This window comes from Ancylobacter amanitiformis, assembly GCF_030814815.1.
In the GTDB taxonomy this organism is placed as follows: domain Bacteria; phylum Pseudomonadota; class Alphaproteobacteria; order Rhizobiales; family Xanthobacteraceae; genus Ancylobacter; species Ancylobacter amanitiformis.
This window is the reverse complement of record NZ_JAUSVR010000027.1, coordinates 12,514-38,128: the sequence shown is the minus strand read 5'-3', so window position 1 is coordinate 38,128 and position 25,615 is coordinate 12,514. Positions and strand designations below refer to the sequence as shown.

General features: G+C 68.4%; 24 protein-coding genes and 1 pseudogene. 7 read left to right on the top strand and 18 right to left on the bottom strand.

Annotation, left to right across the window (positions count from 1 at the left end; all coding sequences use genetic code 11):
• Nucleotides 1–99 (top strand): annotated as a pseudogene (locus tag QOZ99_RS21285) (amino acid ABC transporter ATP-binding protein); the annotation flags it as partial.
• Between the two features lie 295 nt (nucleotides 100–394).
• Here QOZ99_RS21285 and sseA read toward each other — a convergent pair.
• The 4 genes from sseA to QOZ99_RS21265 all read right to left on the bottom strand — a co-directional run bounded on the left by sseA (nucleotide 395) and on the right by QOZ99_RS21265 (nucleotide 4,585).
• Nucleotides 395–1,240, bottom strand: a complete 846-nt coding sequence (gene sseA, locus QOZ99_RS21280) for a 3-mercaptopyruvate sulfurtransferase (RefSeq protein WP_306892006.1) — start codon at nucleotides 1,238–1,240, stop codon at nucleotides 395–397.
• A gap of 27 nt (nucleotides 1,241–1,267) precedes the next feature.
• Complete coding sequence (locus QOZ99_RS21275) at nucleotides 1,268–1,984, bottom strand: alanyl-tRNA editing protein (protein WP_306892005.1); 717 nt, start codon at nucleotides 1,982–1,984, stop codon at nucleotides 1,268–1,270.
• The gene (locus tag QOZ99_RS21270) at nucleotides 1,985–3,016 is read right to left on the bottom strand and encodes a cysteine synthase A (RefSeq protein ID WP_306892004.1); all 1,032 of its coding nucleotides are present in this window, start codon (nucleotides 3,014–3,016) and stop codon (nucleotides 1,985–1,987) included.
• A 78-nt stretch (nucleotides 3,017–3,094) separates the two neighbouring features.
• Nucleotides 3,095–4,585, bottom strand: coding sequence for a cryptochrome/photolyase family protein (locus QOZ99_RS21265; RefSeq protein ID WP_306892003.1), 1,491 nt, complete (start codon nucleotides 4,583–4,585; stop codon nucleotides 3,095–3,097).
• A gap of 167 nt (nucleotides 4,586–4,752) precedes the next feature.
• Here QOZ99_RS21265 and QOZ99_RS21260 point away from each other — a divergent pair, with 167 nt between their 5' ends.
• Nucleotides 4,753–5,577 (top strand): SDR family NAD(P)-dependent oxidoreductase, encoded by an 825-nt coding sequence (locus QOZ99_RS21260; RefSeq protein ID WP_306892002.1) that lies wholly within the window; start codon nucleotides 4,753–4,755, stop codon nucleotides 5,575–5,577.
• Between the two features lie 108 nt (nucleotides 5,578–5,685).
• Here QOZ99_RS21260 and QOZ99_RS21255 read toward each other — a convergent pair whose 3' ends face one another.
• The 7 genes from QOZ99_RS21255 to QOZ99_RS21225 form a co-directional block, all read right to left on the bottom strand.
• A complete protein-coding gene (locus QOZ99_RS21255; protein ID WP_306892001.1) occupies nucleotides 5,686–9,939 on the bottom strand; it encodes a translocation/assembly module TamB domain-containing protein in 4,254 nt (1,417 codons plus the stop codon).
• Nucleotides 9,940–9,947: 8 nt separating this feature from the next.
• A complete protein-coding gene (locus tag QOZ99_RS21250) occupies nucleotides 9,948–11,972 on the bottom strand; it encodes an autotransporter assembly complex protein TamA (protein ID WP_306892000.1) in 2,025 nt (674 codons plus the stop codon).
• A gap of 274 nt (nucleotides 11,973–12,246) precedes the next feature.
• A complete protein-coding gene (locus QOZ99_RS21245) occupies nucleotides 12,247–12,546 on the bottom strand; it encodes a hypothetical protein (protein ID WP_306891999.1) in 300 nt (99 codons plus the stop codon).
• A 362-nt stretch (nucleotides 12,547–12,908) separates the two neighbouring features.
• Nucleotides 12,909–13,550 (bottom strand): ParA family partition ATPase, encoded by a 642-nt coding sequence (parA, locus tag QOZ99_RS21240; protein WP_306891997.1) that lies wholly within the window; start codon nucleotides 13,548–13,550, stop codon nucleotides 12,909–12,911.
• Nucleotides 13,551–13,633: 83 nt separating this feature from the next.
• Nucleotides 13,634–14,350, bottom strand: coding sequence for a L,D-transpeptidase (locus QOZ99_RS21235; RefSeq protein WP_306891996.1), 717 nt, complete (start codon nucleotides 14,348–14,350; stop codon nucleotides 13,634–13,636).
• A 152-nt stretch (nucleotides 14,351–14,502) separates the two neighbouring features.
• Nucleotides 14,503–15,102: a flavin reductase family protein gene (locus QOZ99_RS21230; RefSeq protein ID WP_306891995.1), complete on the bottom strand. Its 600-nt coding sequence runs from the start codon at nucleotides 15,100–15,102 to the stop codon at nucleotides 14,503–14,505.
• A 3-nt stretch (nucleotides 15,103–15,105) separates the two neighbouring features.
• Entirely contained in the window at nucleotides 15,106–15,669 is a 564-nt protein-coding gene (locus QOZ99_RS21225; protein WP_306891994.1) for a nitroreductase family protein, read from the bottom strand.
• Nucleotides 15,670–15,812: 143 nt separating this feature from the next.
• Here QOZ99_RS21225 and QOZ99_RS21220 point away from each other — a divergent pair, with 143 nt between their 5' ends.
• Together QOZ99_RS21220 and QOZ99_RS21215 are read left to right on the top strand one after the other, a co-directional pair.
• Nucleotides 15,813–16,940, top strand: coding sequence for an RgsD C-terminal domain-containing protein (locus QOZ99_RS21220; protein ID WP_306891993.1), 1,128 nt, complete (start codon nucleotides 15,813–15,815; stop codon nucleotides 16,938–16,940).
• Between the two features lie 126 nt (nucleotides 16,941–17,066).
• Nucleotides 17,067–18,212, top strand: coding sequence for a DUF2336 domain-containing protein (locus QOZ99_RS21215; RefSeq protein ID WP_306891991.1), 1,146 nt, complete (start codon nucleotides 17,067–17,069; stop codon nucleotides 18,210–18,212).
• 38 nt (nucleotides 18,213–18,250) lie between these two features.
• Here the strand turns inward: QOZ99_RS21215 and QOZ99_RS21210 are convergent, their stop codons facing one another.
• The gene (locus QOZ99_RS21210; protein ID WP_306891989.1) at nucleotides 18,251–19,069 is read right to left on the bottom strand and encodes an NAD kinase; all 819 of its coding nucleotides are present in this window, start codon (nucleotides 19,067–19,069) and stop codon (nucleotides 18,251–18,253) included.
• Here QOZ99_RS21210 and cutA point away from each other — a divergent pair.
• The gene (gene cutA / locus QOZ99_RS21205) at nucleotides 19,068–19,436 is read left to right on the top strand and encodes a divalent-cation tolerance protein CutA (RefSeq protein WP_306891988.1); all 369 of its coding nucleotides are present in this window, start codon (nucleotides 19,068–19,070) and stop codon (nucleotides 19,434–19,436) included. The genes QOZ99_RS21210 and cutA overlap by 2 nt on opposite strands.
• On the opposite strand, the gene QOZ99_RS21200 is transcribed toward cutA, so the two are convergent.
• Complete coding sequence (locus QOZ99_RS21200) at nucleotides 19,437–19,685, bottom strand: DUF3297 family protein (RefSeq protein WP_183192137.1); 249 nt, start codon at nucleotides 19,683–19,685, stop codon at nucleotides 19,437–19,439.
• Nucleotides 19,686–19,875: 190 nt separating this feature from the next.
• Here QOZ99_RS21200 and QOZ99_RS21195 point away from each other — a divergent pair, with 190 nt between their 5' ends.
• Both QOZ99_RS21195 and QOZ99_RS21190 read left to right on the top strand, forming a co-directional pair.
• Nucleotides 19,876–20,331: a MarR family winged helix-turn-helix transcriptional regulator gene (locus tag QOZ99_RS21195; RefSeq protein ID WP_306891987.1), complete on the top strand. Its 456-nt coding sequence runs from the start codon at nucleotides 19,876–19,878 to the stop codon at nucleotides 20,329–20,331.
• 63 nt (nucleotides 20,332–20,394) lie between these two features.
• Nucleotides 20,395–20,811, top strand: coding sequence for a DUF1398 domain-containing protein (locus QOZ99_RS21190; RefSeq protein ID WP_306891986.1), 417 nt, complete (start codon nucleotides 20,395–20,397; stop codon nucleotides 20,809–20,811).
• A gap of 28 nt (nucleotides 20,812–20,839) precedes the next feature.
• Here QOZ99_RS21190 and QOZ99_RS21185 read toward each other — a convergent pair whose 3' ends face one another.
• The 5 genes from QOZ99_RS21185 to QOZ99_RS21165 form a co-directional block, all read right to left on the bottom strand.
• Nucleotides 20,840–21,832, bottom strand: a complete 993-nt coding sequence (locus tag QOZ99_RS21185; RefSeq protein WP_306891985.1) for an MBL fold metallo-hydrolase — start codon at nucleotides 21,830–21,832, stop codon at nucleotides 20,840–20,842.
• A gap of 107 nt (nucleotides 21,833–21,939) precedes the next feature.
• Complete coding sequence (locus tag QOZ99_RS21180; RefSeq protein WP_306891984.1) at nucleotides 21,940–22,581, bottom strand: outer membrane beta-barrel protein; 642 nt, start codon at nucleotides 22,579–22,581, stop codon at nucleotides 21,940–21,942.
• A gap of 115 nt (nucleotides 22,582–22,696) precedes the next feature.
• Complete coding sequence (locus QOZ99_RS21175; protein WP_183192142.1) at nucleotides 22,697–23,497, bottom strand: ABC transporter permease; 801 nt, start codon at nucleotides 23,495–23,497, stop codon at nucleotides 22,697–22,699.
• The gene (locus tag QOZ99_RS21170; RefSeq protein ID WP_306891983.1) at nucleotides 23,494–24,531 is read right to left on the bottom strand and encodes an ABC transporter permease; all 1,038 of its coding nucleotides are present in this window, start codon (nucleotides 24,529–24,531) and stop codon (nucleotides 23,494–23,496) included. Before QOZ99_RS21170 ends, QOZ99_RS21175 begins: the two co-directional genes overlap by 4 nt.
• Entirely contained in the window at nucleotides 24,524–25,600 is a 1,077-nt protein-coding gene (locus QOZ99_RS21165) for an ABC transporter ATP-binding protein (RefSeq protein WP_306891982.1), read from the bottom strand. Before QOZ99_RS21165 ends, QOZ99_RS21170 begins: the two co-directional genes overlap by 8 nt.
• Nucleotides 25,601–25,615: the final 15 nt, after the last annotated feature.

Below are 25,615 nucleotides of genomic sequence, written 5' to 3'. Positions count from 1 at the left end.
GATGCCGGGCAGATCATCGAGATGAACGAGCCCGAGGCGTTCTTCTCCAACCCGCAGCACGAGCGCACCAGGCTCTTCCTCAGCCAGATCCTGCACTGAGGCTTTGACCTGCACGGAGGCTGGAAAAGACGCGCGCGGAGACGCCGATGCTCGCCCTCTCCCCAATGGGGGAGGGTTGGGGTGAGGGGGCTTGTTCGCCTCCTGGCGTCGTCGCGCCTCACCGACCCGCTTCGCGGGCCACCTCTCCCCAACGGGGAGAGGGCAAGATTGGCGCCTTGAAGCCCTTCTCGATTGGGTTGAAACACCTGATCGACAAGAAATGGCTCGCGCCTCACCGCGCTGGAGGCTTTTGGAACCGCGGAGGTCGATCGACCTTCGCGGGGAGAGCTCCAGTTCACGCCGGCCCGATCGCCGCGGGCTGGTCGGACGAGCCCCATTCGGTCCATGAGCCGTCATAAAGCGCGACAGGCGGCATGCCGAGGGAATCGAGCGCGAACCAGAGGATCGCCGCCGTCACGCCGGAGCCGCAACTGGTGATCACCGGCTTGGAACGGTCGATGCCGGCCGCCTCGACGGCGGCGCGGATGGTGGCCGCATCGGCCAGCCGGCCATCCTTCACCACGTCGGAAAACGGCAGGTTGCGGGCGCCGGGAATATGGCCCGGCCGCACGCCGGCGCGCGGTTCCGGGGCCTCGCCGCGAAAGCGTTCGGGCGCGCGGGCGTCGAGCACCTGCACGCTGCCGATCGCGAGGCGATGGGCCACCTGCTCGATGGTGGCGACCCGGTTGGGCTCCAGCCGTGCGTCGAAGCGGGCGGGCGCGGGCGTCGAGGCGCCGACCTCGGTCGGCCGCCCCTCGGCCAGCCATTTCGGCAGGCCGCCATCGAGGATGAACACGTTCGGCGCGCCGAACACGCCAAGCGTCCACCACACGCGCGGCGCCGAGAAAAGGCCGGCGGAATCGTACACGACAATGCGGGCGTCCCTGGAAATGCCCAGCCCCGCCGCCGCCGTGGCGAAGGCCGCCTCGCTCGGCAGCATGTGCGGCAGGCCGCTCGTGGTGTCGGCGATGGCGTCGATGTCGAAGAACACCGCGCCGGGAATGTGCGCCGTCAGATACTCGTCATAGCCTTTTCGCCCGGTGGCGGGCATGTGCCAGGAGCCGTCGACGATGACGAGGTCCGGTTCGCCCAGATGGCTGGCGAGCCATTCCGTCGAGACGAGGCGTGTGGTGGTGGTCATGGCACGGCTCCGGATTGCGAACGGCGTTCAGGCGAAGGCGACGCGCACGCGCCGGTTGAGCTGACCCTTCTTCTCGACCTTGGTGACGAGAGCGGGGCCTATCTCCGTGAGGCTGCGCACATGCGTGCCGCCGCAGGGCTGCAGATCAAGGCCGGCAATCTCCACCAGCCGCACGCGCCCGGTGCCGAGCGGCGGCTTGACCGACATGGTCTTGACCAGGCCGGGATTGGCGAGGAGTTCGTCGTCGCTGATCCAGCGCTCGCTCACCTGCGCGCCGGTGGCGATCATCTCGGCCAGTTTCGCGGTGATGGCGTCCTTGTCCAGCCCGCCCTCGGGAATGTCGAAGTCGAGCCGGCCTTCGTCCTCGCCGATCGAGCCGCCCGTCACCGGATAGGGCAGGGCGACCGAGAGCAGGTGCAGCAGCGTGTGCATGCGCATGCGGCGGTGGCGGACCGACCAGTCGAGCCTCACGCGCACCGCTTCCCCCGGCTCGGGCAACGGCCCGCCCGGCGTGGCGGGCACGTGGATGACGTCGCTCTTTTCGGGCCCGTAAATGGCGGTGCCGATGGCGATCTCGCCCCCGCCGGGCCGCACCAGCACGCCCTTGTCGCCAGGCTGGCCGCCGGCGGCGGCGTAGAACACCGTGCGGTCGAGCACGATGCCGCCTTCGGGCGTGAGGCCGGTGACGACGGCGGTCGTCTCCTGCTGGTAGGCGTCGTCGCGGAAGAGAAGGATGGTTGCCATTCAGACCAGAACGTTGGGGACCTCGACATGGCGCTCCAGCCAGCCGGGCACCGGCAGCCCCTTTTCACGCAGGAAGACGGGGTTGAACAGCTTGGACTGGTAGCGCGTGCCGTAGTCGCAGAGCACGGTAGCGATTGTGTGGCCCGGCCCGAGGTCCTTGGCAAGGCGGATCGCGCCGGCGACATTGATGCCGCTGGAGCCGCCCAGGCACAGGCCCTCGTGCTCCAGCAGGTCGAACACGATCTGCACCGCGTCCGCATCCGGGATCTGGTAGGCGACGTCGATCGGCGCATTCTCCAGATTGGCGGTGATGCGCCCCTGGCCGATGCCCTCGGTGATGGAGGAGCCCTCGGATTTCAGCTCGCCCGTGGTGTAATAGCTGTAGAGCGCCGCGCCGAACGGGTCGGCGAGGGCGATCCGGATCCGCCCGTTGCGCGCCTTCAGCGCCATCGCGGTGCCCGCCAGCGTGCCGCCCGTTCCGACGGCGCAGACGAACCCGTCCACCTCGCCCCGGGTCTGCTCCCAGATTTCCGGGCCGGTGGTCGCGATATGCGCCTGCCGGTTGGCCACGTTGTCGAACTGGTTGGCCCAGACCGCGCCGTTCGGCTCGCTGGCCGCGAGCGCCTCGGCGAGCCGGCCGGAGACCTTCACGTAATTGTTCGGGTTGGAATAGGGGACCGCCGGCACCTCCACCAGCGTGGCGCCGGCCAGACGCAGCATGTCCTTCTTTTCCTGGCTCTGCGTCTCGGGGATGACGATCACGGAGCGATAGCCCAGAGCATTGCCGACCAGCGCGAGGCCGATACCGGTATTGCCGGCCGTGCCTTCCACCACCACGCCGCCGGGCTTGAGCTGGCCTTTCGCAACGGCATCCTGAATGATGAACAGCGCCGCGCGATCCTTCACCGACTGGCCGGGATTGAGGAATTCGGCCTTGCCGAGAATCGTGCAGCCGGTCGCCTCGGAGGCGGCCTTGAGCTTGATGAGCGGCGTGTTGCCAATCGCCTCGACGAGACCGTTGCGGATGTCCATGATCTGTGAATTCGCACACCGTTTTGAAAGGTCGACAAAACTAGTGGGCCATGTCCGCCTCGGCAACCCGCCTGGCCATCAATCCCCGCGAATGCGGCCATAACGATCGAGCGCCCGTTCGCGCGCCGCCGCGTGATCGACCATCGGGCGGGGATAGCTCTCGCCGAGCCGCACGCCCGCGCGGGCCAGCACTTCGCCCGGCGCCTGCCACGGCTTGTGAATGAAGGCTGGCGGCAGCGCGGCGAGTTCGGGCACGAAGCGGCGGACATAGGCGCCATCGGGATCGAACTTTTCGCCCTGCGTCACCGGGTTGAAAATGCGGAAATACGGCGCCGCGTCGGCCCCGGAGCCCGCCACCCACTGCCAGCTGGCGGGATTGCTGGCGGGATCGGCATCCACCAGCGTATCCCAGAACCATGCCTCGCCCTGCCGCCAGTCGATGAGAAGGTGCTTGATGAGGAAGGAGGCGACAAGCATGCGCACGCGGTTGTGCGTCCATCCGGTCTGCCAGAGCTGGCGCATGCCGGCATCGACGATGGGATAGCCGGTCTGCCCCCGGCGCCAGGCCCGCGTGGCTTCGGGGTTGGCAGCCCATTCGAACGCGTCGAAGCGGGCGTTGAAATTGGCCTGCGCGAGGTCGGGATTGTGGAACAGCAGATGATAGGAGAATTCGCGCCAGTAGATCTCGCTGACGAATTTGCCGGCGTCGCGCGCGCTCACCGTGCCGGCGGCCTCGGCATGGCGCAGCGCGGCGAGGATCTGATGCGGGGATATCTCGCCGAAGCGCAGATGCGGCGAGAGGCGCGAGACGTGATCGAGATCGGGCCGATCGCGCAATTCGGCATAGCCCTCGAGCCCCCGGTCGATAAGGTCTTCCAGCCGCTGCCGCGCGCCCTGTTCGCCGGGTGACCACGCGGCCCGCATTCCGCCGGCCCAATCGGGCGCGCGCGGCTCCAGCGACCAGTCCGCGATGGTCTCCCCCCTTGAGGCCCTGCCAGCCGTCGCGGGAGCAAACCGCCACGCGCCATGTGGACGGGCGAGCGGGCGCAGCGGCCGCGTCGCGGCGTTGCGGTAGAAGGGGGTGAAGACCCGGAACGGGCCGCCGGCCTGTGTGCGTACCGTCCATGGTTCATGCAGCAGCGCGCCGTTGAAGCTCTCCACAACAAGGCCGCGCGCGGTGAGGGCGGCCTTGAGCGCGGTATCGACGGCAATCTCGGCCGCGCCATAGCGCCGGTTCCAGAACACCGCGCCGGCTCCAAGATCCTGCGCGACCATCTGTACGATATCTTCGGCCGCGCCACGCATCAGGATCAGCCGTCCGCCCCTGGCGGCGATGGCGGTTTCCAGAGCCGCCAGCGAGCGCCCCAGCCACCAGCGGGAGGCACCCCCCATCGGGCGCAGGTTCGGGCTGAACGTATCCAGCACATAGAGCAGAGCGAGCGGCCGCCCGCTCGCCAGCGCGGCGTCCAGCGCCGGGTTGTCGTCGAGCCGCAGATCGTCGCGAAACCAGACAAGGGCGGGGGCCTGTGCGGGAGACTGCGCGATGGGCGGGGCGGTCGTGGAGGGCATGGGTCGCAATCCGCTGGGCTGAACCGCGGATTTCTCAATCCGCACGGGTTGTGTCGAACACTACGCCCAACCGGCATGGCCGGATGACTCATGCCGCTCGACAAGTTTTCATGACGCACATAATGAATATCGCGCGGTCGCGTGGCCGCTTCACACTGGAGAGTGCCATGAGCGCCTCGTCGCCCCCCTCATCGCGTGGAACCGCCCTGGTCACGGGCGCGTCCAGCGGCATCGGCAAGGTCTATGCGCAGAAGCTGGCCCGCCGCGGCTACGATCTCGTCCTCGTCGCGCGCAACCGTTCGCGGCTGGATGAACTGGCCGCCGCCATCACCACGGAGACCGGCCGTACGGTCGACGTGATGCCGGCCGATCTGAGCAAGGCGGAGGATGTCGCCACCGTCGCGGCGCGCCTTGTCGACGATCCGGCGATCACGCTGCTGGTCAACAATGCCGGATCGGGCACCGAGGGGCCCATCGTCGGCGCCGACCCCGCGAAGATCGACGCCATGCTCGACCTCAATGTCCGGGCGCTTACCCGGCTGGCGGTGGCGGCGGTCAACGCCTTTTCCGCGCGCGGCCGGGGCACGTTGGTCAACATCGCCTCGGTGGTGGCCCTCGTGCCGGAGCGGTTCCCCGGTGCCTATGCCGCCACCAAGGCCTATGTGCTGGCGCTGACCCAGTCGCTCGTCGCCGAACTCGACGGCGGCCCGGTGCGGCTGCAGGCGGTGATGCCGGGCCTGACGCGCACCGAGTTCTTCGACCGCGCCGGGCTCGATATCAACGCGCTGCCCGCCCACATGCTGATGGCGCCGGAGGATCTGGTGGAGGCGGCGCTGCGCGGGCTGGAGGCCGGCGAGATCTACACCATTCCCTCGCTGCCCGACGTGAGCGGATGGGACGAACTGACCGCCAGCCGCATGAAGCTGGCTCCGGACCTGTCGCATTCCAAGCCGGCGGTGCGCTACGGTACCGGCGACATGGCCGGCGGCTAGCCGCGTTTTCGCGCGATGCGGCATCGGTATCGCGCGAAGAAATGCGCCCGTACAAATGGCGGGAGCCTTCCCGGTGAACCGGAGTTCAACGAGAAGGCTCCAGCCCGCTCAATAATCCCACTGCGCGCCGATGCCGACCTCGGCCGCGCCATTGGCGCTGGTGGCGCCCTGCAGGCGGATGTTCTTGGTGACGTCGACATCCACCGTCACCCGGCCCGATCCCGGCGTCGTGCCCTGACGCACGCCGAGATAGATATTGTCGTTGAGCCGCCGGCCGACGCCGACCTGCCCGCCCTTGCCGGTGGAATCGGTTCCCACATCAAGGCTGTCGACGCCGAGCGAGCGTCGCACATTGTTCAGCACGCCTGCGCCGCCAGAGAACTGGCCGATGGTCTGCGCCACCTGCACCGCCTGCCCGGCATTGAGCTGACCGGCCGAGCGACCGAACATCAGCCGCGACAGAACCTCGTCCTGCGGCAGATCCGGGGTCGAGGTGAAGCTGATTACCGGCTGCGAGGCCGGGCCGGTAATGAGGATACGTGCCGTCACGTCGCTGCTGCTGGCCTCGGCGATGAAGTCGAGTTCCGGATCGCTATTGCCGGCGAAGGTGATACGCCCACGGGTGAAAGTGAGCCGGCGTCCGCCGAAATCGAAGGTTCCGCGCCGCATCTCGAAGCCGCCGGCCGTCACCGGCGCACGCGTCGTGCCGGTGAGGCGCAGTTCGCCGCCGAGCTGCGCATCCACGCCCAGGCCGCGCACGAACACCGTGTTGTTCGGTGCGGCCAGCACGAGATCGAGCGCCACGCCGTTGCGGTTCGCCGACGGGGGCGTCCGGCGCTGGGCCTCGCGCTTCTGGGTGAACGCCTTCGAGGCGTTCACATGCCGCACGTTCAGGTTCTGCACGCCGCCGGGGAAACGGTCGGGAATGTTGATGTCGAGCGCGCGCAGCGTGATGCGCCCGGTCAGCCGCGGTCCGTTGAGAAAGGCGCCCTCCAGTCCCACCCGGCCATCGGCCACAAGCCGGGCCAGATCGCTGTTCACCAGCGCGGCATTGGAAAGGTCGATGTCGATCCGGCCCGGGAATCCGCCGGCGGGGTCGAGCGCCACGGTGCCGCGCCCGGTGACGCTGCCGCCATTGGTGGTGCGCGCGGTGAGCGAGGTGAGGGTGACGGTGCGCTCGGTCCCGGTCAGCACCGCGCTGATCTGGTCCAGCGCCACGCCGTTGACGCTGTCGTCGAAGCGGCCATTGCTGATGCGCACCGTGCCGCCCGCCCGTGGCGCGGCGGCGGTTCCACGCACCGTGGCATCGACATTGGCGGTGCCGGTGACATGTGAGCCGGTGGTGCCGAGCAGCGGATTGACGATGGCGAGATCTATGGCGCCACGAATGGCCAGTTCAATCTCGCCCGACGAGACCGGCACCGAGCCGGTGACGGTGAGCCCCTGCAGGTGCTGGCCGGCAATGGTGGCGCGCACGGTGGCCCGCCCGCCCGCGAGGGTGCCGCTGGCGGCAATGTCGAACGGACCGGCGCCATTGCTGGCAATGTCCGGGCTGCTGAGCCGGGCGACGCGCAGGTCATAGCTGCCATTGGGCGCGGAAGCCGGGCCCGTGACCCGCGCCGAGCCGGCGAGCGTGCCGGACAGGTTCTGTCCCGGCGCGACGAGATCGACCAGCGACAGCGGCAGCGCGCGCAGATCCACGGTGAGGTCCAGCGTCTCCCCCGCCATGCCGGCGACGGTGACGCTGCCGCCGCCCGCCGCCAGCGCCAGCTGGTCGATGCGCACCGCGCCATTCGCCAGCGTGAAGGTGGTCGGCGCGGACATGGTGACGTTCACATTGCCGCGGCTGACGGTCAGTCGGTCCAGCCGCAGCTGCGCGCCGCCCGGCTGGGGGGAGAGGCGGCCGGCGGTGCGCAGCGTGGTGCTCTGCGCCAGCGCTTCCACGACCAGGTCGGTGCCGGCCGCGTTGCCGGTGGCCTTCACGCTGGCGGTCTCGACCACCAGTCCGGACAGGTCGAGCCCCTTCAGGTCGGCCGTGCCATTGATCAGCGGCACGCCGAGCGGGTCGGTGACGGTGGCGTCGATCCGCGCGCTGGCGAGGCTGCGGCCGGCGAAGCGGAGATTGGCCGCATTTCCCTTCGCCGCCAGCCGCTGGCGCCCATTCGCCACGTCGAGCGTCACGGTGGCATCGAGCCGGCCGCTCGCCTCCTGCAGGGTGAGGGCGGAGATATCGGCGAGGTCGCCCGCCGCCACGGCGAGCGTGCCGGTCGCCAGATGCGTCGGGGAAAGGGTGATGTCGCCGCGCGCCGTGACCGAGCCGATCGCGACATTCAGCCCGCTGAGCTGGCGGGCGCCGTCCGCGCCGGTGGTCAGGCTGCCAGTGCCGCGCGCCGCCTTGCCGGCGATGTCGCCGGCAAGCTGGAAGCTCCCCGAGGGCGCGCCGGTAATGTCGGCGGCCGTCACGTCCAGCGTCACGTTGCGCAGCGGGCGCGCCATGGCGGTGCCATCCGGCACGCTCACCTTGGCACGGACCCCGAGATTGTCGAGCGTGCCGGAGAAGGCGGCATCGGCGGTCAGCGCGCCGCTCACCCGCGGGTCGAGCCGGGCGAGATTGTCGAGCGCGAGCTTCGCCGTGAGGTTGGCGACATCGCTGGCAATGCGGCCGTCCACAACGAGGGCGAGGCCCTGCGTGTTCACCCGCATGTCGCGCACCGAAAGCGCATTGGCGCCGTCGCGGGCCAGCGCCCCCTCGATCTGCGCCTCTCGGCCGAACAGGCTGTCGACCTGGGCGATGCCGGTGACGAGATCGCGGGCGCTGCCCTTCAGATCGAGGCTGACGCGGGCGAAATCGGCGCTCGCCGCCACCTTGGCCGTCAGCGCGGCCTGTCCGGCCAGCGGGCGACCGGCCAGCGGGGCGAAGGCGGCCAGGTTGAGACGCGACACATCGAGATCGCCGTCGATCGCCGTGGCGTCGGCGCGGCCGGCAAAGGCCGCCGTGAGAGCGTCGAGCCGCACGGTGAAGCCGGTAAGTACCGGCTGGCCGCCGGCCGGCACGGAGCCGGCCGCCGAGAAGCCGCCGGCGGTGCCGAGCGCGCCGGCCACCTTGGCATCCTGCGCGGTGAGGCCCTGCGCGTCGCCCTCCACCGTCAGCGCGAGCGTGCCGGCGCTGTCCGGCGTGGTGATGAGCCGGGCATTGACGGACGCCGCGCCATAACCGGCGCCGGCGAGCCCCTCGGCATGCAGGCGGGCATCGATCGCGGGCGCGCTGGCCGTGCCCTTCACCGTGCCGGTGGCGCGGGTGGCGCGCCAGTCTATGCCCGGCGCGAGCGCGGCGAAGCGGGTGGAATCGGGCGTTGTCGCCTCAAAAGCCAGGTCAAGGGTGCCGGAAGGCTCGACCGAGCCGTTCACCACGGTATTGAGCCCGGCCGCCTTGGCGGTGAGGCTGTCGACCCGCGTGCGGCCGGCCGTGTCGACCAGCGCCGCGCCGGCCAGTTCGGTGCGACCCTCGAAGAGCGGACCGATGGCGGGCGGCAACAGGCGGGAGATGTCGGCGTCGATGCCGAAGGTCACGCGATGGCCATTATCCGCGGCGCGGATGCCGGCCGCGCCCGAGGCCTGCGCGACATTGCCGGCGGTGAGATTGAGATGGCCGTCCCAGGCGTCGAGCGGGCCCGCGCCCGTTACCGTGGCGACGATTTCCGGCAGGCCGTCCAGCCCGGCGGCGCGGGCGATCAGGCCACCGGCCGGCTCGCGCGCGGCGATGTCGAGGTCGAGTTCGCGCGTCTGCGGCCGATACGCCGCCTTGCCGGTAATGCTGCCCGGCTCATCCTTCCGCTCCAGCGAAAAATTGAGCGAGAGGCCGCGTGCCAGCGAGGCGATGTCGGCCGAGGCGGTGAGCGCGAGCCGGGCGGGATGGCCGATCACCGGCTCATCCAGCGCGATCTCGCCCACCGAGAGCGTGGCGATGCGGATCGGCGGAACGAAGGTCGAGCCGCCATCGCTCGCGGCCGGGCTTTCGGTGGGAGCCAGAACGGGGCGGCGCGCGATTTGGATGCGCTCGGCCGTCAGGCGGGTGACATCGAACGTGCCACCCAGCAGCGCCAGCGGCCGCCAGGACAGTGCGGCGCCTTCCACCGAGGCGAAGGGACCGTCGCGGTCCGCCAGTTCGACCGTGCCGACGCCGAGGTCGAACGGCACCAGCCCGGTAATGTCGCGGATCGTCACGTCAAGATCGGGCGAGGACACATGCGCGGAGACCATGCGCGCCAGCAGCGCCTTGCCGGGCGGGGTCTGCAGCAGCCCGAAGGCGCCCATCACCGCCACCACCAGGACAAGCAGCGCGACACCGAGAATTTTCACCATCCGCGCCATCAGAAGGCCTGCCCCAGGCTGACATAGAGGCCGAACGTGCCGTCATCCGGCCCCGGGTTGAGCGGGAAGGCGAGGTCGAGCCGCAGCGGCCCGATGGCGGTGTAGTAGCGCAGGCCGATGCCGGCCGAGTATTTCATCATGTCGAAATCCGGCCATTCCGATGCGAAGGCCGAGCCCATGTCGAAGAAGGGCACGATGCCGATCGTGTCGGTCACGCGGATGCGCCCCTCAAGCGACGCCTCGAAGAAGGAGCGGCCACCGATGAGGATGCCCTCGGCATTGCGCGGGCTGGCCGACTGGTAGTCATAGCCGCGCAGCGAGCCGCCGCCGCCGACATAGAAGCGGCGCTGGGGCGGGATGTCATAGAGCGAGGCGCCGAACACGCTGCCCGCCGCCACGCGCCCCGCCAGGATGAAGCGGCTCTCGTCGTCGAAGGCGTGGTAGGTGGAGAAGGCCCCCTTGAACAGGGTTGGCCCGCTGCCGGCATCGCCGAGATAGGCGAAAGGCTCCAGCGTGCCGGCGAAGCGCACGCCCTTGGTGGGGTCCAGCTCATTGTCGGTCGTGTCGTATTTCAGGTCGAACGGAATGCCGACAATGCCGTAATCGCCGGTGCCATCCGCATCCTGCACATGCGACTGTTCGAGATCGAGGCTCACCTGCAGGCTGAGCTGGTCGCTGTAGCGGTGACGCACGCCGGCGATGAGCGTCACGGCCTCGCGCACATAGGCATTCGTCACCTCGCGCAGCACCGCCGCCTGGGCGACAAGGTCGTCCTGCACGGTGAGGATGCCGGGCTTCATGAAGGAGGCGGAGACCTTGTAGCCGAACGGATCGGCATCCGGCACGGCCTCGGACTTCTCCCCGAACCACGAGGTCTGCGCGTCCAGCCGCAGCGTCTCGCCGCCGCCAAACAGGTTGCGGTGCCCCCAGAACACGTTGACCGCCGAGCCGTCGGTCGAGGAATAGGTGGCGCCGAAGCCGACATAGCGCGGCTTGCGCGGCTCGATCTCCAGCGTGATCGGCAGCGAGCCGTCGGGGGCGAGCGTGTCCGCCTCGTGGATGCGCACGCTGGCGATCGATTCATAGCCCAGCAGCCGCCGGCGCAGGCGGGTGAGCGCCTCCGGCGAATAGGGCGTGCCGGGCGCGATCTCGATCCGCTGCTCGATGAATCCGGGGGTGAGGAAGTCCGCACCCTTCACCGTGAACTTGCCAAAGGTGGCCGCCGGACCGGGCGCGACCTGGAAGGAGACGTCGAGCAGCTTGGTGGCGTGATCGGCCACCACGTCCTTGTCGGTGACGCGGGCAAAGGGGTGCCCGACGCGGCGCAGGTTATCCACCAGCATGCCCTCGGCGCGCACCACCGAGGAGGCGAGCGCCGGCTCGCCCGGCATCAGCCGCAGCCGCGCCAGCGTCGGCGTGTCGGTGAGCGGGCGGCGCGTGGCGGCATCGAGAATGGCGATCTTGCCAAAATGGAACAGCGGGCCAGGGTCGATTTCGACGCGTACCGGCACCGGCCCGCGCGCGCGGGCGGCGTCGACGATCTCGAATATATTGGGCGCGTCCGGGGCATTGCCGGCAATGCGCAGGCGCACGATGCCGGCATAAAAGCCCGAGGCATACAGCGTGGAGATGATAGTGCCCTGGTCGGCGAGCGCGCGGCGCACCAGTCCGGCGGCGCCGGACGGGGGGCGATTCTTCAGCGTCTCCAGATCCGACGCCGCTTCCACGGCGTTGCGCAGATCCCTGTCGCCGCCCTTGACCACGATCTCGACCGTGTAGGGCGTGGCGTCCGGCGCCTGCGGGCCGGCCTGGGCGAGGCGCTGCGGGTTGAACAGGCTGACGATCGAATTGAGCAGGCTCGGCTGCTCCACTTGCTGCGGTTCCCCGGCGGGGGACTGCGCGGCGTCCTGCGTCGACGCCCGAGCCTGAGCCTGCGCCTGCCCCTGCGCCCAACACACACCGGGAGCGAGCAACAGGGAGGCGGCGATCGTCGCACGCATCAGCCAGTCAAGCTCTCTGGTCACGCAAAATGCCAATTTCATTCACCCGTCGAGACGGACCGGGACCAGAGTACCGCGAACGAATCGCGGACCCGAGGAAGTCGCGAACCTACAGCCGCGGCTATGAATTTTGACTTGCCGAACGGAAAGCTCTCCCCTGATTGCCGTGACGAGCCGCACACGTCAACCGCGTGGCGGCAGGATGCAACGGCTGGGCCGCAAAGAATGCGCCGGGCGCGGGACTTCCGGTCCCGCGCCCGGCATCGAGCAAAGAGGGCGTGCGAAGCGCCGAGCGGCGTCAGTCGCCGCGCTGGTCCCGATCGACCTGCTTGGCGATGTAGGGTTCCACGCCCGGATTCTTGGGGTAGGGCGAGGGGCCGAGATAGGTGCCGGTCGCATAGGGTTCCGGGACATAGCGCTGGGCCTCGTCCTGGGTCATGTAGCCGGAATTGCGCCCCTCGACGACCATGGGGGACGGATAGCCCGGCGCCGGCTGCGCGTAATGGGGCGCGGCATAGGTCTGCGCCTGGGCGCCGGCGGCGAAGCCCAGCATGGCGATGGTCGCCAGGGCGGCGGAAGCAGCGATAAATTTCGTCATGGTACGTCTCCGTTCTCATGCGTGGTCCGCCCGCCTCACACCACGAACTGGCGGACGCGGCGCTGAACCCGAATGTCAACGTCAGGCGCGCGCCGGGGTTCCCCAACCCGGCGGCATCTCGGGAGGCGCTTGAACAAAAGGTGCTAGCGTATTGAAGGCGCGGTATATCGCTGCCACTCGCCATTCCGTCCGTCCGTGATCGGATGGCGCGCAGGCCCGGCGTCGCGCGCCGATCCGCAAAAATACCACCGTGTCGAAATCGTTGAAGGTGATGGCCGCCTCGCGAAGGCCGCGCCTTCGCACCGCGAACGGCATTGCCGGCGGCGGGGCGTCCCGGTGCATGCGGCCGCGCCACCCGCGCCTCAGTCGCGCAGGTGGGTTTTCAGTTCGGCGGCGAGGGCATCGACCTCCTCGGCGCCCTTGCTGCCGGGTGTGGTCTCCATGATGGTCAGGCCCTCGCCCATGCTGGCGGCGAAGTCGACCCGATTGCCGAGCCGGACGCTGGCGGCGGGATGGCCGAGCGCGCGGATGGCCTCGGTGATCTCCTGCGTCAGTCCCGCGCGCGGCTGGGCGCGGTTGATGACCAGCAGCGAGGGCACGCCTTCCTTGGCCACCATGTCCAGCGTCGGTTGGGTCGCCCAGAGGTCGATGGGGGTCGGCTGCACGGGAATGGCGACGAGCGAGGCGACCTCGATGGCCGGGCGCGATTCGACGTCGGATTTCGGCGGGGTGTCGATGACGATGAAGTCATAGTCTCGCGCGAGCGAGCGGGCCTCGCGTCGCGCGCCCCAGCCGCTCGCGGTGCGGAAGGAGAGGCCGGTGCCCGCCTCGCCGAGCGTCTGCTCGCGTGCCTCGTACCATTCGCCGAGGCTGCCTTGCGGGTCGCAGTCCAGCAAGGCCACCCGCCCGCCGCCGCGCCAGAGCGCAACGGCCAGATGCGCCGCGAGCGTCGTCTTGCCCGATCCGCCCTTTTGCTGGGCGATGGTAATGATTCGACCGCTCATGATGCTGTCTCCCGCCATGCGGAAGGTCGCATCGCAACCGGCGGGCGGCAACCCGTCTTAACGACGGAACCGCCCGTCCGGCGTCACGCGCCGGCGCGCGCGCCCTGCACGACCACCTTGGTGCCGACGGTGACGCGGTTGTAGAGGTCGATCGCATCCTGATTGATCATGCGGATGCAGCCGGAGGAGACGTTGGTGCCGATCGTGTCGGGTTCCAACGTGCCGTGGATGCGGTACAGCGTATCCTTGCCGTTCTGCCAGAGATACATGGCGCGCGCGCCCAGCGGATTGCGCACGCCGCCGGCGACGCCCTGGCCGCTCTGCAGCTGGGAGAGCTGCGACTTGATGTCGGGACGACGCTCGATCATTTCCTTCGGCGGGTACCAGTCCGGCCATTCCTGCTTGGAATTGATGGTGGCCGTGCCGGACCAGCTGAAGCCTTCCTTGCCGACGCCCACGCCATAGCGCATCGCCATGCCGCCGGGCATCACGTAATACAGAAAGTGCTCGCGCGGATCGATGACGATGGTGCCGGGCGCCTCCGTGGTGGCGTAGGGCACTTCGCGCCGCAGATAGGTCGGGTCGATCTCGGCCGTATCGAAGGCCTCTATCGGGAAGCGATCATTCACCGGGCCGTAATTGCTGGCCGGCGAGACGTTCATCGGCTGGATGGCGGCGTAGCTGCTGGAAATGGGCGACAGCGGCGCGCTGGCCGTGGTCGTGCGCTGGCATCCCCCGAGTGCAAGTGCGAAGCCGGCCAGAGAAAAGCCGAGCACGGCACGACGATCTAGACCACGCATGTTTCAAAAGCCTCCAGCAATCCGTTCCCGGTACATTAATGCGTTTATGGTAAATAAGTTGTTGCCGTCGCCGTGAGGTGAGTAAGAAATAGCCCGTTGGCGATCACTTTCGGTGTGATCCGGCACATCCGGGGTGTAATCGGCGCTTTCGCTCATGTCGGACGCGGGACCGAGCGCAGCGTCTCCACCCACGCATAGTCGAAATAGCCGCAGCGGGCGAGCGCGTGCATCCTGTCGGTGCGCAACCGGCCGTCCTCGACATAGGCCTCGTCGACATGCACGCCGATCACCTCGCCATAGGTGATGTGCCGGCCGGTCGTCGCCCCGTGCCGGTCTCGCAGTTCGGTGGTCTCGATCCACACGCATTCCAGCGCGCAGGGCGCGGCGGCGACGCGCGGCGGTTTGACCAGCCGCGAGGGTGCGCGCTCAAGCTCGGCAAGCTCGAATTCGCTCTCCTCGGGCGAGATGGGCTTCGAGGAGAGGTTTACCGCCTCCATCAGTTCCAGCGTGGGGAGGTTGCAGACGAATTCGCCGGTCGCCATCACATTGCGCACCGTGTCCTTCAGCCCGTGGCTGGAGAACATGACGATGTCGGGCGTTTCGCTCACCAGATTGAAAAACGAATAGGGGGCGAGATTGGCGACCCCGTCGGCGGAGAGGGTCGAGATCCAGCCGATCGGCCGCGGTGCGACGATCGCCTTGAGCGGGTTGTGCGGCAGTCCGTGATTGCGGCGGCGGGGCTCGTAGAACATGGCTCAGAACCTCGTGACGATATCCGCCAGCGGGGGCCGGGGGCGGTCTTCCTGCGGGCGCGCGAGCGTGCCGACATGCACGAAGCCGACAATGCGCTCGCCCTCGCCAAGACCGAGGCCCGCCCGCACCCGCGCGTCGTAGGAGTACCATTGCGTGAGCCAGGTCGCGGCATAGCCGAGCGCGTGCGCCGCCAGCACCACCAGCGTGGCCGCCGCGCCGCCGGACAGCGTCTGCTCCCATTCGGGCACCTTGGCATGGGCGCCGGCCCTGGAGACCACCGCGACGACGAGCGGGGCGTGCATCAACCGGCTCCGCTCGATGGCCACGCGGTCGGCGTCGGCCTCCGGGTTGTCGTTAACGAACACCCCGGCGATGACCTCGCCGGCGCGCGCGCGGCCGTCTCCCTCGAACACGATGAAGCGCCAGGGGGCGAGCTTGCCATGGTCGGGCACACGGGAGGCGATGGCCAGAATCTGGTCCAGCTCGGCGGGCGAGGGGCCGGGCGCCGCGAGGTCGAACACCTTCGGGCTCTTGCGTGTGCTCAGAAGCGTGAGTGCGTCGGTCATCATGGCCTTCCTTTGGGCTCACGCGGTAGCACGTCGCGCCCGCGCGACCAAGGTGCTACCGCCAGAGCGGCGCCCCACCGATCGTCTCGCCAAGTCGGTCGCGCCGACTTGAATTCGCCCCTGTTTGCGGGCACCAAACCGGCATGCCGCATTCGCTTCGCCCCCGCGCCGCAACCGTCCTGCCTCCCGCCCGCATCCGCGCCGCCGGTGGGCTGGCGGGTCTCGTGCTCCTGCTGTCGACACTGCCGGGCACGGCCCAGATCATCCCAACCACACCGGCACCCGCGGCGACCATCGGACAGGCGATGCCCTTTGTCGGCACCACGGCGCCGGCCGGCACCGCCGGGCGGGCGTCGCCGGGTGGGGCGGCGCCCAATGTCGGCGGCTCCAAACTGCCGCAGACCGCGCTGCCCGGCGTTCCGCTGGGCGATCCCCACACGATCCTGCCGCAGCCTCCGCCCGGCAAGGCGGCGATCGGGATGAGCGCGCGCTTCGGCCAAAAAGACCCGCTGGTGCCGAGCGGTCTCGTCTGGCGGGTATTCGCGGACCAGCCCGAGGCGTCGGGCGCCTATCCGCTCGTCGCCGAGGCGACGGACCCGGCGCCGGTGTTCTTCCTCTCGCCCGGCGGCTATGTCGTGCATGTCAGCTATGGCCTGGCCAGCGTGGCGCGCCGCATTGCGGTGGGGGGCGAGTCGCGCCGCGAGCAGATCATCATCCCGGCGGGCGGGGTGCAATTGCATGCCGACGTGCTGGACAAGCCGATCCCGTCGCAGAAGGTGAGCTTCGACATTTTCGAGGGCAGCTTCCTGCAGGGGCGCACCTCCAGCCGGCCGTTCTTCCGGGGCGCCAATGCCGGCGATCTCGTCGTGTTGCCGGCGGGCGATTATTACGTCGTCTCGACCTATGGCGACGGCAATGCGGTGATTCAGGCCGATCTCACCGTCAGTCCCGGCAAGGTGACGGACGCCACGCTGCACCATCGCGCGGCGGAACTGTCCTTCCGGTTGGCCAGCTCGGCCGGGGGCGCGCCGATGCAGGACGTGCAATGGTCCGTTCTGTCGCCGGGCGGCGATGCGGTGAAGGAATCGGCCAATGCGCAGCCGGTCTTCATGCTGACCGAGGGCCAGTACACCGCCGTGGCGCGGCAGGACGGCAAGACCTATTCCAAGGATTTCAGCGTGGAGGCCGGGGTCAACGCGCCGCTGGAAGTGCTGGTGGGCGAGCAGGCCGCGCCCCCGAGCGTCAATACCGACGAGGGCAGCGGCGACTGACCTTGCGCCGTCGGACCAAGGGGGGCATGCAGCGGGCGCCGCGTGGCGGGCGCGATTATGGTCAACGCTTTCTTAAACAGCCCGATGTCATCATCGCTTCATTCGATGAGACGATGGGGACCTGCCATGATCGTGCGTCAGTTCTTGCAGTGGGCCCAGACGGCGCCGGATGAGGCGCGCGCGAAGGCGACGGCTGCCCTTGCCCAGGTCTATCTGCGCTCCGATATCGGCGCCGTCGACCGCGCCGAGATCGAGGCGGTGCTGCCGCTGCTCGCCGCCGATATCTCGCCTGTGGTGCGCGCCGCGCTGGCCGGCGCGCTGAGCCGGCATCCGCTGGTGCCGGCGCATGTCGTGATGATGCTCGCCGATCTGGACGGCGCGCCGGGCGAGGAAATGCTCGCGGAATCCCCCGTGCTGAACGAGGACGAACTGATCGGCTTCGCGATCGCCGGCAATGATGCGCGCCGGGCTGCCATCGCCTCGCGGACGCGGCTGCCGGCGGCGGTTGCCGCCGTGCTGGCGGAAGTGGGCGATTCGCGTGCCTGTCTCATGCTGGTGCTGAATGCGGGAGCCGATGTTCCCGGTTTCGCGCTCGGGCGGATCGTGTCGCGCTTCGGCCATGTGAGCGAGATGCGCGAGGCGCTGCTGGAGCGGCCTGGCCTGCCGCCAGCGGCACATCAGGCGCTGATCCGCGTGGTGGCGGGGGCGCTGTCGAGCTTTGTCAGCGAACGGCGCTGGCTCTCGCCGGCCGATGCCGCCCATGCGGCAGGCGAGGCGTGCGAGCGCGAGACCATGGGTGCCGCGCCGCGCGCGCGCGTCGGCGCGACTGTGGACGTGCGCGCGGTGGTCGAGCAACTGGGCCGGCGCGGCGCGCTCACGTCCGGGCTGGCATTGCGGGCGCTGCTCTCGGGCCAGCTGCGCCTGTTCCTCGAAATGGTGTCGGTGCTCTCGGACCTGCCGACCGAACAGGTCGCCGCCATGGTGGCGGATCGCTCCGGCCGTTCCTTCCGCACGCTCTATGACCGGCTCGGCCTGCCGCGCGGCGCCTATGTCGCCTTCCGCACCGCGCTGGAACTGGTGCAGGGCGAGAGCTATCTCGACGAGCAGGACGAGGCGCTCGGGCTCAAGCGCCGGATCGTCGACCGGGTCATCGGCCAGTACGAGCATGACGGGCTGACGCCGGACGGCAACCGCCTGCTCGGCATCCTGCGCCGCTGGCGCAGCGAGGCGGAAGAGGCGCGCACCCCGCAGCAGGGTGTCATCGCCGCCTGAACAAGCGCGGCATCATTGCGCGACGCGGGCGGCGCGCCTCAGCCGAACTGCTCGCGCAGGATACGCTCTTCCATGGAGTGGTCGCGATCGACCAGCATGGTGAGCGAGGAGCCCCGGTCGAGCCGCGCCCGCACGGCGACCACGTTGAGCACCTGGAAGTGGTCGGCGGTGGCGTTGACCGGCCGCTTCTCCGATTCCATCACCGCGATATCCACGCGCGCGCGGTCCGGCACCAATGCGCCGCGCCAGCGCCGCGGGCGAAAGGCGGAAATGGGCGTGATGGCCAGAAGCGGCGTGCCGATCGGCAGGATCGGCCCCTGCGCGGAGAGATTATAGGCGGTGGAGCCGGCGGGGGTGGCGACGAGAACGCCATCGCAGATCAGTTCCTCCATGCGCACCTTGCCGTCGATGGCGATGCGCAGCTTGGCCGCCTGGTAGGACTGGCGGATGAGCGAGACCTCGTTGATGGCGGGGGCGCGATGAACCCGGCCGTTCACGTCGGTCGCCTCCATCATCAGCGGATGGATGACCACACGCTGCGCGGCGGCGATGCGCGCGGGCAGGTCCTCCTGCCGGTAGCTGTTCATGAGGAAGCCGACCGAGCCCCGGTTCATGCCGTAGATCGGCGTGCCGGTATCGCGGAAACGGTGCAGCGTCTGCAGCATGAAGCCGTCGCCGCCAAGCGCCACCACGATATCCGCTTCCTCCTCCGCGCTGTTGCCGTAGCGGTCGCTCAGCTGGAGCAGGGCCTTCTGGGCGTCGGGTGCATCGCTCGCGACAAAGGCGATTCGGTCATATGCTTGCGGAACGCCGGTATCCTCCAGCGATTCCGGTGCGGGGCGGGCGGCTTCGTTCATGAGCATGGCCCGGGACACGGGGGTGAGGATGGCGGCGCGGGGAAGCGGCTCCGGCACCGTGATGATCTACACGACCTGGCCCAGCGCCGTCGAGGCGGAAGCGGCCGGCCGGGCGATCGTCGCCGACGGTCTCGCCGCCTGCGTGAACATCCTGCCAGGAATGGTGTCGATCTATCGCTGGCGCGGCGATGTGGAGCGGGCGGAAGAGACGGTGCTGCTGTTCACCACCCGCGACGACCTCGCCGAGCCGGTTGCCCAGGCGGTGCGGGCCCGCCACCCCCAGGACGCTCCCGCCATCCTCTTCCTGCCGGTCGTGGGGGGCGATCTCGACCATCTCGACTGGATCGAGGAAGAGACGCAGGAATGATCAGGCCGCCGGAGGCTCGCGCAGATAGGGCTCGACCTCGCCCTTGAGCTTGACCGTCATCGGATTGCCGGCGCGGTCCTTGGCCTTGCCGACCGAGACGCGCACCCAGCCCTCGCTCACGCAATATTCCTCGACATTGGTCTTCTCGACGCCCTTGAAGCGGATGCCGATGCCGCGCTCCAGCAGGGTCGCGTCGTAGAAGGGGCTGGTCGGGTCGCTGGACAGGCGGTCGGGCAGGGTATCGGTCATTTGGGTACTCATGCGGTTCAGGCTTCGTCCGGACACATAGCAGGCAAGCGGGGCCGTCTCCAGCCCATGGCGGAAAACGGGCAGCTGCCGGCGTGGGAACCGGGCCACGGGGAGGGCGCGCCAGGCGGATGCAATATGGTTGACTAGGAAATCAAATGATGTAGTTTCCCAGGCAATCAAATGGTGATGCATGAACCTTCCCGCTTCCGAACTGACGGACCATCTCGGCTATTGGCTGCGCTACGTCTCCAACCATGTGTCCCACGCTTTCGCGCGCAAGGTGGAGGTGCACGGCGTCACGGTCGCGGAATGGGTGGTGATGCGGCATCTGTTCGAGGTGGAGCGGCTGGCGCCGAGCCGGCTGGCCGAGCGGATCGGCATGACGCGCGGCGCCGTGACCAAGCTGGCGGACCGGCTCATCGCCAAATCCCTGCTCGCGCGGACCGCGGATCCCGCGGACGGACGCGCGCAGACGCTGGCGCTGACGCCCGCCGGCCGGGCCCTGGTGCCCGAACTCGCCGCGCTGGCGGACGCCAATGATGCGGAATTCTTCGACCATCTGGCGGCGGCGGATCGCGCGGCGCTGCTGAATATGCTGCGCGACCTTGTCGAACGGCGCGGCCTGCGATCGCAGCCCGTGGACTGACGGCGCGCGAGCAACACGCCCGAGCAAAACGCCTATGCAACATCAAGCTACAGGGAGGTCGGCATGACCGACGATTGGACCCGCATTGCCCAGACGACGCTCGACGGTTCGGAATCCGACACGATGAGCTTTCCTGAAAGCGTCGCCATCCTCATGGAGGCCGGCTTCGACGGCTATGGGGTGGACCTTCGCGCCGGCACGCGCATTTTCTACCGGCCCGATGGCGCGGCGATCACCCTTGAGGCCGCGCCCTCAAGGCCGGTGGCCGCCCGTTTCGATGCGCCGCAGGTAAGGGATGCGATCCGCGAGGCCCAGCAGAAGGTGCCGGGTTACACCTATCGCGGCTTCTGCGCCAAGGTGGCGGAGGCCGGCTGTGCTGGTTATCTCGTCTCGTTCCCCGGCCAGCGCGTGCTCTATGTCGGCCGTTCCGGCGAGACGCATACGGAATATTTCCCCGGAGCGCAGCCGGAGGCGAGGTGAGGCCTCCGGCGCCGTCGCGGTCCTGCGCTCAGAGTGCCGGGTTCCACGTCGCCGGCACGACCCGGTAGCCATTGCCGGCCTTCTCGATGAAGCCGGTGGCCGGGAAGGGGTAGTGATAGCCGGTGAGTTGCAGGCGCTCGGCGGCGACCATGTCGTAGATGCGCCGGCGGGTCTCGATGGCCTTGGCCGGGTCCATGTCGAACTGCACCTGCCATTCCGGATGGGCGGCGAACAGGATCGGAATGTTGGTGGTGTCGGCCTGGATGAACAATTTGTCGTTGCCCGAGGCAAGGACGAGCGCGGTATGGCCCGGCGTGTGGCCGACCGCGTTGACGGCGGTGAGGCCGGGCACGACTTCCTTGTCCCACTCGTAGCGCTTCACGCGGCTGTCAATGTCCTTGAAGACGCGGCGGACATTCTCGAACGCGGCCTTGCGCCCTTCCGGCGCGCGGCTGATCTCGCCCTCGTCGGTCCAATAGGCCCATTCGGCGGCGGGTACGAGAATTTCCGCATTGGGGAATGCCAGCCCGCCCTCGGACGTGCGCAGCCCGTTGATGTGGTCGGCGTGGAAATGGGTGATGACCACGGAATCGATGTCCGCCGCCTTCACGCCGGCCCAGTTGAGATTGGCCGGCAGCTTGCCGACCGTGGAATTGCCGGTCTGCGGGCCGTTGCCGGTGTCGATCAGGGTCAGCTTGCCGCCGCTATTGATGAGCAGCGGGTTGAACTGGATCGAGAGGGTGTCCTTGGGCTGGAAGCCGGCCGTCAGTGCGGCGTTGATCTCGTCGCGGCTGGCATTCTTCACGAAGCCGTCCGGCAGCGGGAAGGTGCGCACGCCATCGTTCACGACCGTGACCTCGATATCGCCGACCTTGTAGCGATAGAGGCTGGGCACCTGCTGGCCGGCCGAAGTCTGCGCGCGCGCCGGCGTGGCGCTCAGCGACAGCAGCGGCAGGGCGGCGGAGAGCACCGGCAGGCTGGCGGCTGCGGCGAGAATCTGGCGGCGGGAGGTGTGGGTCATCTCTGGCTCCGTGATTGGCGGACCGACACGATCGGACGCGGCGCCGCAGGCTAGTGGCGTAACGTCAGAGGGTCACGAGATGCCGCTTCACGTTCGGGTGAGCCTGTTCAGAAGCGGTAGCGGTACCCGACTTCAATGCCGGTATAGCTCGGATTGCCGTTCGACCAGTCGCGCTCGATGAAAAGCGACACGCTGTTATGCGCGTCCACCTTGTAGCTGACGCCGGTGGCGACCTCGGGCGTGTCATACTCGTTCGAGGTGTCGAAGGCGTTGCGGTAGCGCAGCCGGAACATTGTCCAGCTCCATTTCTCGCTGATCGGAACCGCGCCGGCGAGTGTCAGGTAATAATAGGGAAAGCTGCGGGAATCGTCGGAATGAATGAAATGCTGGCCGATGCCGACCGTGCCGGTCAGCGCGAGCTTGCCCAGATCATAGGTGTAGCCGACCCCGAATTGCGCGTTGGTCTTTGAGTTCGACGTGCCGGCGGTGTCGTAATATTTGACCGCGCCGGATATCGAGACCTTGTTGTCGAAGGAGTGCGCCGCGTCGATCTGCCAGTCCGTGCCGGTGGTGGCGCTGAAATCCTCCGGTCCGCGCTCGGTGGTGAAGGTGCCGCCGATGCTGGTGTCACCCGCGCGGGCAGGGCTTGTGATGGCGAGCGCAACCCCGCTCGCCAGAAGAAACAGACCGTAGCGCATCATCGCCGCCACCCTCGCTGAACGGGAGGCGTCATGGATAGCTGATTCCATGTCGCCCTCCCTCGCCGGATATCCGCTTACTGGCCTAGGAAGCGGTCCGGGCGGGCTCAATCATACCTAGGGATGATCCGGTACGATGTTCCCGCCCCGAGGGCGTGCGGCTGCATTATGCGCGCTTGGGCTTGCCTTTCAGCAACACATAGGTGGTGGCGGCCAGCAGGGTCAGCACCACGAAGATGACGCCCACCACATTGATGACAGGGGAGAGCCCGAAGCGCAGGCGCGACGCGATCTCCGTCACCAAAGTCCACTCGCCGCCAATGGCAAAGACGGTGGTGTTGTAGTTCTCGAAGGATTGCAGGAAGGCCACCACCGCCGCGGTGAAGGCGGTGGGTGCCAGGAAGGGCAGGGTGATGCGGCGGAACACCAGCGTGTGGCTGGCGCCCAGATCCAGCGCCGCCTCTTCCAGCGTGCGGTCCTGCCGCTGCAGGCGGGCGAGGAACAGCAGCATCGCATAGGAGGCGATGAAGCTCGACTGCGCCATGACGGCGACGAACAGACCGCCCGGCACGCCGAATTCCCGCCAGAAGATGAGGCTGGAAATGCCGAGGATGATGCCCGGCGTCAGCACCGGCGAGACCAGCACGGAATAGAGCACCGTGCCCGAGCGCTGGCCGAGCCGGGTGAGGATGAGCGCGCCGGAAAGCCCGGCGGGGATCGACACCACGATGACCCCGAGCGCCACCAGCACCGAGTTCACCAGCCCCTGCAGCAGGCGCTGGTCATTCGCCAGCGCCACGAACCATTTCAGCGTGAAGCCGCGCCACTGCGTGACGGACGGGTAGTCGAAGCTGTTGAACGCCGCCGCCGACATCACCGCCAGCGGCAGGAAGAGGTAAAGGACGAACAGGCCGATATAGATGTTCAGGATCAGCCGGGCGCCCGGGCTGTCGGTCGCGGTGCTCATTTCGCGATGTCCCTGAGGCCGACGCCGAAGAAGCGCATCATGAGGAGGATGAAGGCGGTGCACACGACGAGCAGCGACACGGCATAGGCCGAGCCCATGTTCCAGTTGTTGCTCTCGAAGAACTGCCGGTAGACCAGCTGGCTGAACCAGTCGCCGCCCTGGCCGCGCGTCATGATCGCCGGCACCGAATAGGAGCCGGCCGACAGCATGAAGGTCATGATGCAGCCCACCGCGATGCCCGGCTTGGCATGGGGAATGATCACCCGCCGGTGGATGCGCGCGGTCGAGGCGCCGAGGTCCCGCGCCGCCTCGATCTGGTTGCGATCCAGCGTTTCCAGCGTGTTGACGATCGGGAACACCATGAACAGGACATAGGTGTAAATCATCGCGAGGAAGACGGCGGACGGGTTCTCCAGAAAGGGAATCCAGCCGCGATTGTCGAGGTCGACGACGCCGAACCAGCCGAGCACGCCGTTGATGACGCCGCGATAGTCGAGGATCATCAGCCAGGCATAGACGCGCAGCAATTCATTGATGGCATAGGGCACGATCAGCGCGACGGTGAGGATGATCGCCTTGCGCGGCCCCGAGGCCAGCGCCACCACATAGGCGACGGGGTAGCAGACGATGAGCGCCAGTGCCGTCACCATCAGCGCATAGAGGATGGTGCGCACGAAGATGTAGAGGTGCAGGCTGCTCATGCGGGTAAAATTGTCGAGGCCCCACTGCTTGCCCGGATTCAGTTCCTGCGCCTCCAGCGCCGTCGCCTCGCCCTGCTTGGTGGCGATCTCGGCGTCGAGCGCGGCCTTCTTCGCCGCGTCGGTCGCGTTGCCGGCATCGAGCTGCAGCGTGGCGATGTCGTTGTAGAGCCGGTCGATGGTGAGGGACAGGTCGCCGGCGGAATCCTTCCACCACAGCGATTGCTGCACCATGGCGCCGAGCGGCACGAGGATCAGCGCGAGGATCCACAGCACCAGGATGGCGGTGAGGGTCAGCGCGAGCGGGCGGCCATAGGCGCGGGCGAGGCTACCCATGGGCCAAGGCTCCCATCGGATAGACCAGCGCGTCCGCCAGGCCGAAGGACAGGTTCAGTTCTTCCGGCAGATCGCGCACCGCCGGGCCGTTCGGCACCGTCACGGTGAAGTTCTGGCCGGCGGCGGCGCACAGGAGATTGACCGAGGGGCCTTCGAGGTTGCGCGAGACGAGGCGGGCGGGAACCGTATTGGCGTTGGAGGCGCCGAGCGAGATGCGCTCCGGCCGCACCATGACAAGTGCCTCATCGCCGACCTTGAGCGCGCCCTTGGCGCGTCCGGTGACGAGGCCGATGGGCGTCTCCACGCTCGCCACGTCGTCGGCAAGAGTGGTGATCCGGCCACGCAGCACGTTCTGCTCGCCCACGAAGGTGGCGACGAAGGGCGTCGCCGGCTCGGCATAGAGCGTGTCCGCATCGGCCACCTGCTCCAGCCGGCCGCGGCTCATCACCGCCACGCGGTCGGACATGGCGAGCGCCTCGCCCTGGTCGTGGGTGATGTAGATGAAGGTGATGCCGACGCGCTTCTGTATCGAACGCAACTCAGTGCGCATGTGCTGGCGCAGCTTGAGGTCGAGCGCCGAGAGCGGCTCGTCGAGCAGCAGAACCGAGGGTTCCACCGCGAGCGCGCGGGCGATGGCGACACGCTGGCGCTGGCCGCCCGAGAGGTCGGCCGGCTTCTTGTCGCCATACTGGTCGAGCGCGACGAGTTCCAGCAGTTCCTGGGCGCGCTTCAGCCGCTGGGCCTTGCCGATGCCGCGCGCTTCCAACCCGAAGGCGACATTCTCGGCCACGCTCATCAGCGGGAACAGCGCGAGATTCTGGAAGATGAGCGCGGTGGGGCGTTCATTGGGGCCCTTGCCCACCATGTCCTCGCCGCCGATCAGCACGCGCCCGTCGGTCGGCTCGATGAAGCCGGAAATGGTGCGCAGGATCGTGGTCTTGCCGCAGCCGGAGGGGCCGAGGATGGAGAAGAACTCTCCCGCATGGATGGCGAGATCGGTGGGCTGTACGGCGGTCGAATCGCCGAAGCGGATCGAGACCTTGTCGAGACGGACGTCCTTGCCGCGCATTGAAGAGCCATAAGC